Genomic DNA, 11,957 nt, shown 5'->3' on the forward strand with positions numbered 1-11,957 from the left:
TTGTCAGCCTGAGCCAGACATAGAACAATTATTGCCTTGGAATATCAATATCTAGGTGATGATCACCGGACGTTTACGAAAAAAATATATTTAACTGGTGATTTTACACGTAGCTCATTAGCCAGAAGTTCATTCCATTCAGAACAAATTGAATAGTCTGACTTGATTTGTTGTGCGGTTAGCTCGATGTAAAATCGTATATTATTTTCAAAGTGTGCTGGCTTAAGTTGGCTGAGGTTTGCGCTAGAAAAGGGCTTCCCATCTTTATTAAAGTCGTACGAACCTGTAGTTAATCCCGCATCAGCTAGTAACTCCAACTTATCTTTTAGTTGTGGTGTAAGACGAAGCCATCCTTTAAATTCACCGTCTTGAAGTTCTTTTTCATCAAGTGCAGCGAAAACTACGGCATATGCGTCGAGAATTTGGGTGCTCATTAGTTATCTTGACCAAGATCGTCTTCTAGCTCTTCTTCAATCGCTGCACGCAAAGAGTCAGGGATTTCTGAAAAGGTAAGCTCTCCATCGTCATATTTTACAGTGGTGTTTAGCATACCTCTATCAAAGCTAATCGCAATACCCTTTCCTCTACCAGAAAGTTTTTTGTAGCTTTTTAGTACCTTTGCGTCAATAGCAAGCTCTTCAGGCAAATCATGTATTTCTTTCGCCTGCCTAGCAAATTCATCTGCACGATCTGGAAAAACATGATTTGATACATGGCTCAATTGGACTTGATTCCCAAGTTTTTGTTGCTCTTTAATGTAATCATGCGCTTGTGCAACTTTTTGTGACACGACATCATCGTCCATGCCACAAGCGTTCTTTGCGTAATCTTGTATAGCACTTTTTAATTTCTTGGTTTCAACAGTTGCTGCCAGCTTATCTCTTTGACACCCGATAAATTTTTCAAAATAATCTCTCACGTCGGCTGCTAAGCCTGTTCGGAAGCGAACATATCTTGTGCTTAATTCACTTTTCCATTGAGTAAGGTTGATAGCGGCTCCTAAATGAAGCCTTTTCAAATCTAAGATTTCACTGGCTACAACTTCCAGATTAGCTGCTACATCGATGCCTTCGGTTTTATTCAAAATAGCTACAGCCAACCAATCATCATCGTTTCTTTCATATTGATAAAACACCAGATAACCGCCTTTAACAGAATGTAGTTGATCACCTACGATGACACTTTCATATTTGTTCGCCAATTCTTTTGTCATAGCAATAAAGTCAGAACATTTACATTCATCGTCGTAGTACTTTTTTAGTTTCTGCTCAAAGGCAGGTTCAACTTCATTATCTCCATCTACACCAAATTCGCCGATATTGAGATGAGCATTTGAAAAAAGTTCCAACAATCCGTCCGTTAGCTGTGCTGTCATTCCTTGCGTGCTATTCTCATTATTCCTGAGTTGCTTTGAAAGTCGTTCACCATCTTTGTCACGTTTTACAACATGAATAATTACGTGTTTAATTGCCATACATCGCCTGTTTATTTTTGGACAAGGAACTTTCAAAAGAGAAGAGAAAAGCTAATCCTTGCTTTATATGAATCTAAATCATTCAAACTTTAAATTGTTTTGCCTACACAAAGCAAGCCCTAATAAGCGACATGGGGCAGGTAAGAAGTTTTATCAAAGACCGCTTTTCGCTCTAAGTCGGACTTCGTCAAGTTAGCCTTAACGACAGAACTTTTTAAAAATCCAAAATTTATAATATTAACTGCTACACTTTCTATTATTCTCGATTGCATCAATCTCAGCTTTTTTTTCAATAAACCTCTCTAATGGGTTCCAAGTTTCGTAACATTTTTTTGGCATTGAGTATTTACTCCTCAAAGTTTCTGCTATTTCATTGGCCTCAATTCCAAGAAGTGCATATTGATATTGCCTAGCCCTAAAAGCATCTCTGTAATCAGGTGCTCCATCACCATATTCCGCTGCTATGGAAATAACTTCTTTTGCGTAGTTAAGGCGATTAGGCAAGTCCAATATTCTATACATCAAGTCAAACCTCATTGACTGCCACTTTCCATCTATACCATCTAAGTCGATAGTAGGTGTTTTACTATTTGTCACTAAGCAACCTTGCTGATCTTCCACTCCATTGTCACATACCACCTCAAAACACCCTGAAATAAAATGGTCTAGCTGGCACGAAACTCTTACAGCTAAATATCGAGCATCATTCCTTTTTGAGCGCCATTCATTAAAAAATTCTCTGAGGATAGTTAGTAAAGCCCCTACAAAGACACCAGCTATTCCGATCAATAATTTTTCCATGCTAAGATCGATTCCTTATAAAATTTTAGCAGTTCCCAACTGTAAGCTTTGCTTTCACTATATTGCTCAAACTTTCCTGAGTTAGAAAAGAGTCTTTTTCAAAATGAGCCTTTCGGTGGTCTTTAGGACATAGTGCAATAACATTTATAAATGAATCATCGCCGCCTTGACTTAAAGGGAGGATATGGTGTGTTTCCAAGTATTTATCGCCGCTGTTTGTAATGAATCCATCTGATAAACAGTACTCACACTTACCATTTGATCGTAGCAATACTTTTCTTCGTATAACACTTGAACGGGCATACTCAACTCCATACTTTTCGTATTCGTATTTTGGATTTTTAATATTGTTCGCATCAAACTGGTCAGCAAGCTTAGAAGGTTGGTAGCTGTTGCCTCTTTCGATAATGCAAGCTCCAGTTTTGTCATCATAACCAGTCACAAACCACTTTTCTTGATCCAGTTCTCTTTTAAGAACCCCTTTAGTATTTTCGTTTCCTTGGCATATTACAACATCAATAGATAATTTCTTCTCATATGCCAACCCTATCGCATAGTCAATTTCAAGCGAACGTTTCTTTCTCCCCTTTTCTTGCTCCTCAGCATACTTCTTGAAGCTATGCTCTTGATAGATTCTCCCGTTGATAATTCGCATTTCTTCATACCACAAAAAGAGAACAATGACTTTTTTATCATCACGAACAAAAGACCAATTATAGCAATATTTTGGATTTGACGACGGGCTACGCTCTTTATTGGTAAGTGATTCACTCCAATCAGCCATATCAAACTCTAATGCGGTTAAAATATCATAAACACGCTGCTTCCCAGATGGCCTAAGTTCACTGAGCTGTATCATAAAGTTTCTTCTTTTATAATATTCATAAGGTCTCCAACGGATACTATTGACTTACAGGATTGTAGTGGTCAACTAACTATCGTTTAGCATACAGCAATACCATCATGTGGTTAAATTTTTGACCATGAAAAGGTAACCTCACAAATTCATAGCATCTTGAGGGTAAATTTAAACTGTAAAGCTAAAATAGACACTTAGTTCAATTCAATAAACCAATACTGCCCAAGTGAATTTACTATTCAGGCTAAAAGCCAAAAGGGTAAAATTTTGACTTAATGCATCATAATTCTTGACTGGCCGGTTTTCGCTCACAGCAGGCTTCAGGAACGTGCCATGAGCGGTCATTGGTACTAACTCGTTTATACCTCATTGTGAGTTTCGACATTTTTCTACTAGCTACTCCTCAGCATCAATTGACTTACTTTTCCTTATGCAACACAGTGTACTGGAGGAGGTGAAGCATCAATTTCCTCTGGTTCAACTAACTATATGATTCGTAAGTATATCTCCCTAACAGTATTCATAGTAAAGATTACAATTAACAAATCATATCTCAAGTGTTTAACAAAAGTTTATTGAAATATGAAAATTATTAAAGAATATATACAGTCAGATGGTAAAAAACTAAGACTTAGCGAAGAGGCTGTCACGCATGTCTATGAAGGTAACTTTGTAGTAAGAACTCAGCAAGGTGATGACAATATGACTGTGCTGAGAGGTGGTTTACATTCCTGTAGCGGATGGAACACCTTTAGAAATAATTATAACAAAGAACTTTCTCACTTACACTTTTTCAACAGTAACATTCACAAATACTGGTATTACGCTAGAGAGCTTAGCAATGGAGTTATCACGTTAAGGCTACCCAGAGACTTATTTTCGGGTAAAGCAGCTAAAATAACAATGTATCCAGACGATTATTATAAATCTGGCTACCTATGGAAAACTCTTTTCCCTAAGCATTTTGATAGAAATGCTGTCATCGAGGCAATTGATGAGGCATTAGAGAATGAAGATATAACTCAACGAAGTAATGGTCAGATCATAGGTTACATCAATAATGATGAACCAATGAAAACTATGAAAATAGTTATTCAGTTCAAAGGAACGGAAATTAAATCAGCCTTCCCTGCATGGACTCAACCAAATAGTGGTAACGTGGGAAAACCTTTCTCTCACTATGATAATATAGGATTTATAATATCTCAGTCCACTGAGTATTTTGAAGATAATTATGATTTACAAAACGAAATGAAAATTTCAGTTTTCGGAGAGAAAATTTCTCCTGATTATCTTCCAGATTACACACCAATGATTTTTAAAAGACGAACAAAAATAAATGAAAAAATCAAAGCTGGTGAGTGGATTAAGTCTAGAAGGAAAGAGCTTTCATCGATGAGGTTAGATGATAAAGATAATGATAGACTATACGAGTATATTAATGACCACACTATATTAAAATATTATCCAGAAATAACATCTGGTGCATATTCAACCGCGCTGGATTTAATTTTCGGAGACGAGAGCTTTCACAACTCTTTTCAAATAGTACAAAATATAGTCGATGGTATGTATTATCTTCTTTGTAGCAATCAGAAAGAAAGACTAATTAAAACCATTTGTAATGTGCTTGATAACATGGTGACGCACACCAACTTTGATCAATTGCTAAAAAAGAAAATTATGTCTACAGTCATTTTGATTGTCACTTATCTAAACGACTCAGAGCTATCTTACAAATTCATTCTAACACTTTCAACATCACCGATTAGACGTGAAGCATATCTTGAATATAACTTAAATTCTATAAACAAAAAGAAACTGCAAGTTCCTACAGAAACATACCCAGTAGAATTGGACTTTATAGATAACCCTAACCTAGACTTCCAACTAGAATATAAGGATTTTATTGAATTTCTTAAAGAACTTTATAGTGAAACATATACTTTAAATTTTGACGAGGAAATGCTAAATAACTTACTAAATGACGTAATTGACAATCAAGAGAAGAACTACAAATTTTTAATAAGTGATGCATTAAAATACTTCAGTAAGGAAGATTTCTTATCATTGTCATATCATTTTGATAAAATATTAAACTCTGCTCAAAAATATGAGCTTGGCGATTCATCTAAATTAATTGAAAGTTGTGGGTTGATATTAAGAGATTATTGTAGGATTCAATTTGCACATAGGCAAAGAATTAATGCAAGATACCTAAAATACAATGATTATGTTTCTGTTATATCTATTGATTATATAGATCATAACTTACTTTATGGAAAAATCCTCAAGCATGAGCGCATATCAAATCATTTGAACCTAACTAGATTTACAGATGGTATGTTAAAATTTGCTCTAAAAACAGAAGACAAAAATTTCGAAACGGATATTCATAACTTCAAGGCTCGTATAGGTAAAGAAAAACCACCTTTGCCAGAGATTATGTAGCTTATTCATATCGGGCAATACAACTAATTGAGCATAATAAAATTAAACAGCACAGGCTTTGTGCTGTTTCTTGAGGTTATGAATCATCTGATCTAAATCTTTAACTTAGTGAATTAATTGGGGGCAGGTCATACCTTTTGCCGAGCGGATTTTGCCATACTTGAATTAATCTATCTTTTGCTAATTTAGAAAAGTCGTTGACTCATTCTGTCCAAAAACGAGTTTTTCCTGACCGTCCGCTATTCGCTCAAAGCAGACTAACAGCTATATTCCAGAGGAGATTTTGATGACTAAAGTTCAGCGGTAATGCAGGAATATAAGCACTCTCTTTATAGCATAAGCTGCACTAGCTCTTTACTTATACTCAATTTTATTAATAAACCACTCTTTTACCCCAACTGGCGTTTTCACTTGAAACTCATCATCAACTTCCTTTTTTAGCATCGCTCTGGCCATAGGAGAGTCAATAGAAATGTAATCGTTACGACCATAGATCTCATCAGGGCCAACTATGCGAAAAGCTTTTGTTTCACCATCATCATTTTCAATCTCTACCCATGCCCCAAAGAAAACCTTGCCGGCTTGCTGAGGAGAGTAGTCAATAACTTTGACGGCTTCGATGCGCTTTCTAAGGAACCTAATTCGAGAATCTATCTGTCTAAGTAATCTTTTATTTTCTTTATAATCGGCATTATCTGAACGATCGCCAAGGCTAGCAGCCCAAGCTACTTTTTTTGTTATTTCAGGTCTGTAGTCGCGCCAAAGATAATTAAGCTCTTTATTTAGCTTGTCTAATCCTTCACGCGTTATTAGATCGGTATACAATTAGTTTGCCCCATCCCACTATTACAAATACTGCAATGCTTTTTTAACAGCATCTAAAGTTGCAACCGGGAGAAAATTATCTTTATCATTACTTGATAATATACTACCGTTTGGCCCCACTTCCAAACCTGCTCGGCGCATAAACTCTTTAGATATGAGGTATTCAAGAGCTTCTCTTTCTAAGTCAGTCAATTTTAAGTTTGGTGACGAAGACGACCCACCGTCATAAAATTCTATGACTTGATCAATCGGTACGATCTCCTTTACTAATTTTTCAGCTGCTAATTTTTGAGAGTAGAGAATGTTAGCTTGCAGCCTAACTACAGGGTCTTTTAATTTTTCTATCCAAGTGAAGCTTTTTCCTTTATTTAAACTAATAGTTGACTTATCAGGTTGTAAGCTTGAGTTTGCAAAACTCGCTATCAAGGTTCGGTATGGTTCTCCTGTCTTGTTACGTATACTTTGAGCTGCTGGAACACCACGACCTTTGCCAAGACGTGCAATAATAGAGTAACCAAATTCATTTAAGCCGCGTTCTTTTTGTTCTGTACAGACTTGAAAAATTGCATCTAATGAGCTTTGGACACGTGAAGATGTTTGCTTTTTAAGTTGTTCATGTACTGTTTTAGGCGATAATTCAGTCATGTTAATCTACCTGTTTTAGTGGTGTTGAACTTGCGAATAATGATTTAATATCCATCAAGGTCAACCTTTCTTTTTCTAAAAAGTCGTTTAAAGCTAAAGTACCGTTTATTAGCTTATCAAGCTTCTCCCAGCTTTGAAGTCTTGACAGCATAAGCTGTGTCATTTGGTTGCCAACCGCAAGCTGCTGCTTCTCTGTTAGAAAGATAAATTGAGGATTCATTCCATTGTTCAGCAACATCCTATCAAGAGCCTGGCTTCTCCGTGTAACTGCTAGTTCATCACTACAGCTATGATAAAGTTCAGCATTCTCACATACTTCTGAAAGTTGCTGAAAACTGCTAACATCATCGAGTTCAAAGCTAATTTCAAACTCATTAGGTACTATTAGCTGAAGCTTTGAATCCCCTTGTTGCTTATCGTTATTTATTACCTTTTGACAATTAGTCAGGTGCTTATGAAGCGAGTTCATATCAGCCATATATAAATCTAACTTTTTAGCTCTAGTTTCAATTTCCGAATTTAATTTGCGTCTGAGAGCTTGAAGTTGTTGCTTTTCATCTTCTAATTGCTGATTTTTTTGTTTATACAACTCATGTGAAATAACATCTACTCTACTAGCTGCATTATTTAGCTCTTCTTCTAAGCTTGTAAAGCGATATGATTGAGTGTTAACGGCTAGACTAACCTCATTAAAAAGTGCTGAAAGACCCATCATAAAAGCTGGACCTGTGACAAAAAACCTGCATTGAATACAATTTTGTTCACCTAGGTAACCTGCATTCACAGGGTGATATATATTTGCCTTTGTCGCAACTGCATCACCGCCTTCTCTACAGAACGCACCGCCAACAGGGCAGATTCCAAAGTCTTTAAACAGATAGCTAGAAGCAGGTCTACTATTGTTTAAAGTCTGCAGAAATTCAGGGTTGTTTCCAAGTAATTGCTTTTTACATTCTTCAATTCGTTGGGATTCAATAAAGCTTTTTAAAGTATCCGACCCATTGCTTAAGGCTTGTTTCTCACCAAGTTTCAGTTTTTCGCGAATATTAGCTCCCGTTTTATCACTTTTTAAGTAGTAAATCGACATCACAACAGATGAGTGGCCAACTAGCTTCATGATGACTTCGAGTGGCATACCAAACTCATAAACGTATGCATTAATTAAACTCACACGCATAGAGTGAGGAGTATATTCAGATTTAAATAAGCTAAGAGCAATGCCCTCTTGCTGCTCAAGTTGAAGATGACATTCTTTGAAACTTTTTCCAGCATAAGTTGCAGAAGTGAGTTGGTCTTTCGAAGCAAAAAATAGTGCTGCTGCAAGGCGGCTTGCTAAACGAGAGCCAAACAAACCAGGCTCTTCATTTTGATAACCTCTGAACAAAAAACAATTAATCCCTTTTTGTTTTCTCTGTACCTCATTTAAATTAGTTCGCCTACAATCAAACCACTTTGTTGGTTTTGAAATGGGGTTATACTTTTCTTGCCACTTTCTCAACTTAATGAGCCAATAAGCTAATTCGATTGGCATAAATGCTATGGTATAACCTTCACCACTAAAGTGAGTTTTATTCGAAGTATAATGGACACCAAAGTCATTATCTTTGGTTTTGTTTATCATACCTTGTTGTTTTGTTAGACCCGTTAACTTATTCCGATTTGGTTTCCAGATAATTGATCCATTTTTTATATCCGGCACTTCTGCATCTGCCTCACCCGAGTCACAATAAACAATTTGTCTTCCTCTTGCAGGTAACTGCATTAATGCATATGTATAAGTCCAGTATATTGGCAGCCAAAGGAATGTTTTATCTCCTTCCTGCCTGATAATACAATCAGGATCTGTAGTGTCAATAAGGGATAGGTCATTGATTTGAATCCAATCTGCTGAGGTTCTGTGGAGGTGTTTGAGATCTGAATAGTTAGTCTTATTTTGAATCTCATTAGGAGGAAATATCCACTCTCTAGCACTTTTTACAAACTGATAAGGCAAAGCTAATTTATTTGTTTCATTGAGTAAAACTGGTGCTATTTCATCATCAAAGTTAATTCGGGCAAAGGGGTTTCTTGCTCCTTTAATTCTAGAAATTTCTCCCGTTTCAGGGTCTTCAACAGTTAAAAAGTTAACAATAGTCCAATTTAAAAACTCATTAACTGAAAATAACCACTTTTTCTTACGTAAAACAGATTCCTCTTCAAATAAATCTAACATTGGTTGTATATTAGTTTTTTCTCTTATAAGGAATTCTAAAGGGGATACTTCATAATTGTTAGGTTCAATATATTCACGAACAAACTCACATAAATCTTTGACCTTTGTATCACCAGCTTTAGCAGATTTCAAAAATTCAACTATGAAATCTGCCCAAAATTTCCATTTTGGATCAAAATATTTAATTTGATATGGTCTATTTGTTCCAAGAAAATTATATGCGTTTGTCCAGCCACATGTTTTATAAGTCTCTTCTGGCGACGAAGGAATTCGCGGATCATGTAGTTTGGTGCGCATATCTTTATAATCTTTTAAAGTCTTACATTTATATTTTAATACTATTAAACGTAGTTCTTCATATGAATATGGCCGGGGGATATTTAATAAATCATACCAATCAACCCAATCTTCAAACTTTTTATCTGGCTTGGAAGGTAATTGTTTATATTTTTTTTGTACCTCCCGATACTGCTTCGAGTTACTAATATTAAGTATTTTGCATGCTTTTTTGAGTATTTCTAAGTTATCAACGATTTCAGGTAAGACAAAATCTTTCCAATTTGTCCAACTAGCAGAGTAATAGCTGTCAGGATTCTTAGGTAAGTACAAATCAGCTAAAGGACAGTTTTTATAATCGGCAAAACTAATAATATTTAAAGTTTGGATAATTTTCTTAGCATCTTCATAAGACTTAAAACTTTTCTTTTTCAATCCAAGAAACTCTATCCAATTTATCCAATCATCTGCGTATAAAGCAAAAGGTTTTACAGCTAAACGTGGATCTTCTTTATATCTGGCCTTGTATTCTAGCAAAGAGGATACTTTTAGTGCTTTCGCTGCATTATGAGCTTCTGTATAAGTGGGATAAAACTTGCTCGCTACTTTAAGAAAGTCTTGCCAAGACTCCCATCTATGGGTATAGATTTGTCGTGGAACTGATGGTAACTTCAAGTCTTTTTTATAGTTTTCTCGATATTCAGCAGCTGTTTTGATACCTAATTTAATAGCTGACTGCTGTGCCTCGTCATAGCTATGAAATTTAGGCGATTTTCCTAGAAAAGTATGCCAATTAATCCATTCTTTGCAATATTTTCCATCGGGCTTTGCTGGTAAGTTAGGATCTAAGTGATATTTACTTTTGTACTCTTTCAGGGAAGTGATATTCATTGCCTGCGTGGCTTGCATAGCTTCAATAAGAGTTAAATATTTTTCTTTCTTTGGAGTATTTAAAAAAATTTTCCAGCCAAGCCAGTCTTTTAAGTAAACTTGGTCTGGACAAGATGGGAGTTTTGGATCATCTAAACGTTTTTGTTTGTATTGAACTAATGTGGTGGCCCCTAGTTTTTTTACAGCAACTTTAGCTTCCTCATATGTCAGATAAAACTGTATAAGCTTTTTACCTAAAAAATCCCCCCAGTTTATCCAGTCTTCTTCATATACATTATCTGGTTGTGATGGTAGTTGAAAATCTTCTTTAAAACGTTTCTTATATTCGACGCTAGATTTAATTCCTAATGCTTGAGTGGCGCTCTTAGCATCTGCGTAAGAAGTATAAAATTTGTAAGTCTTATTTAAAAAGTGGGGCCAACCACGCCAACTTTTGGCATACTTTTTATTAGGCATACTAGGAAGCATTGGATCGTTGTGATAGTTCTCACGGTATTCAGTTACCGAAGTTATACCTAGTTTTAGAGCAGCTTTTTGAGCAAGCTCATAGCTCTCATAAAATTTTATATCTTTTCCTAGAAAACTAAACCAGCCAGGCCATTCATCTTTATATTTTCTAGTTGGTTTCGCTGGTAGCCTGGGGTCTTCTTTATAGCGTTTAACATATTCACTACTAGATTGAATCCCTAAAGATATAACTGCTTTTTTTGCAGAGCTTAAATCAAAGTAGGATTCATCAAATGTATTTAAAAAATGCTGCCAACCCTCCCACTCTTTAAAAAACACCTTGTCAGGGGAGAAAGGTAGTAGGGGATCATTCCTACGACACGAAATGTAGGCTTTTTGGGTCTTAATTCCAAGATCTATAACAGCTTTTTGAGCTAAGCTATACGAAGTATATACTTCTTTTTCCTTACCTAAAAAAGATTTCCACCCTTTCCATTCGCTTGAATAAGTTATTCCTGGGACCGATGGCAACTGTGGGTCTTGTTTATATTGTGCCATATATTGAGTACTTGTCGTGATACCCAATACACTCACTGCTTTTTCCGCGAGATCAATAGAGCTATAAAAGTTTTGATTAGTATCAAAAAAATCTCTCCAACCTTTCCAGTCATCTTCATAGTAAATATTTGGTGCACTAATTAGTAAAGGGTCTGATTTATATTGCCTCTTATACTCTCGCCTTGTAGTAACGCCTAGTGCTTGTATTGCTTTTTTAGCATCAGATAATGTAGCGTAAAATTCTTTTTTTGTGCCAAGAAAGCTCTCCCAACCTTCCCATTCATTTTTATAGATTTTATTGGGCGTATTAAATAGCAGCGGATCTTCTTTATATCTTAGTTTATATTCTTTGGAGGTTTTTACACCAAGCAATTGTGCATGTTTTTTGGCTAGTGCGTATTGTAGTGGTAGAGTAATTTTGGCCACCCATTAAGAAAGAAATGTTATGCTAATAAGCATACAAATTTGGGTGAAAAAATGACGAAATTAAAACGTGCAACATATTCTGCGGCAATCAA

Annotated in this window: 8 protein-coding genes; 1 reads left to right on the top strand and 7 read right to left on the bottom strand. The window is 35.8% G+C overall.

Annotation, left to right across the window (positions count from 1 at the left end):
• Positions 1-62: 62 nt before the first annotated feature.
• The 4 genes from AAEZ18_RS17465 to AAEZ18_RS17480 all read right to left on the bottom strand — a co-directional run bounded on the left by AAEZ18_RS17465 (position 63) and on the right by AAEZ18_RS17480 (position 3,134).
• Positions 63-434: a hypothetical protein gene (locus AAEZ18_RS17465; protein ID WP_350595389.1), complete on the bottom strand. Its 372-nt coding sequence runs from the start codon at positions 432-434 to the stop codon at positions 63-65.
• Positions 434-1,474, bottom strand: a complete 1,041-nt coding sequence (locus AAEZ18_RS17470) for a nucleoid-associated protein (protein WP_010554772.1) — start codon at positions 1,472-1,474, stop codon at positions 434-436. The genes AAEZ18_RS17465 and AAEZ18_RS17470 overlap by 1 nt, the downstream gene beginning before the upstream one ends.
• A gap of 237 nt (positions 1,475-1,711) precedes the next feature.
• Positions 1,712-2,275, bottom strand: coding sequence for a hypothetical protein (locus tag AAEZ18_RS17475; protein ID WP_010554773.1), 564 nt, complete (start codon positions 2,273-2,275; stop codon positions 1,712-1,714).
• 25 nt (positions 2,276-2,300) lie between these two features.
• Complete coding sequence (locus AAEZ18_RS17480; RefSeq protein ID WP_010554774.1) at positions 2,301-3,134, bottom strand: HNH endonuclease; 834 nt, start codon at positions 3,132-3,134, stop codon at positions 2,301-2,303.
• Positions 3,135-3,716: 582 nt separating this feature from the next.
• Between AAEZ18_RS17480 and AAEZ18_RS17485 the strand changes: the two genes are divergently transcribed.
• Complete coding sequence (locus AAEZ18_RS17485) at positions 3,717-5,585, top strand: hypothetical protein (RefSeq protein WP_010554775.1); 1,869 nt, start codon at positions 3,717-3,719, stop codon at positions 5,583-5,585.
• Between the two features lie 354 nt (positions 5,586-5,939).
• Here AAEZ18_RS17485 and greB read toward each other — a convergent pair whose 3' ends face one another.
• Genes greB through gmtZ form a run of 3 tightly spaced genes read right to left on the bottom strand, consistent with a single transcriptional unit; the run spans position 5,940 to position 11,865 of the window.
• On the bottom strand, positions 5,940-6,410 hold the full coding sequence (greB, locus tag AAEZ18_RS17490) for a transcription elongation factor GreB (protein ID WP_013466105.1): 471 nt from the start codon (positions 6,408-6,410) through the stop codon (positions 5,940-5,942).
• Positions 6,411-6,431: 21 nt separating this feature from the next.
• On the bottom strand, positions 6,432-7,055 hold the full coding sequence (gene gmtX, locus AAEZ18_RS17495; protein ID WP_013466106.1) for a gamma-mobile-trio protein GmtX: 624 nt from the start codon (positions 7,053-7,055) through the stop codon (positions 6,432-6,434).
• Position 7,056: 1 nt separating this feature from the next.
• Complete coding sequence (gene gmtZ / locus AAEZ18_RS17500) at positions 7,057-11,865, bottom strand: gamma-mobile-trio integrase GmtZ (protein ID WP_350595387.1); 4,809 nt, start codon at positions 11,863-11,865, stop codon at positions 7,057-7,059.
• Between the last annotated feature and the right edge of the window lie 92 nt (positions 11,866-11,957).

Origin of the sequence: Pseudoalteromonas sp. 19-MNA-CIBAN-0066, from assembly GCF_040308705.1 — a bacterium.
Classification (GTDB): domain Bacteria; phylum Pseudomonadota; class Gammaproteobacteria; order Enterobacterales; family Alteromonadaceae; genus Pseudoalteromonas; species Pseudoalteromonas nigrifaciens.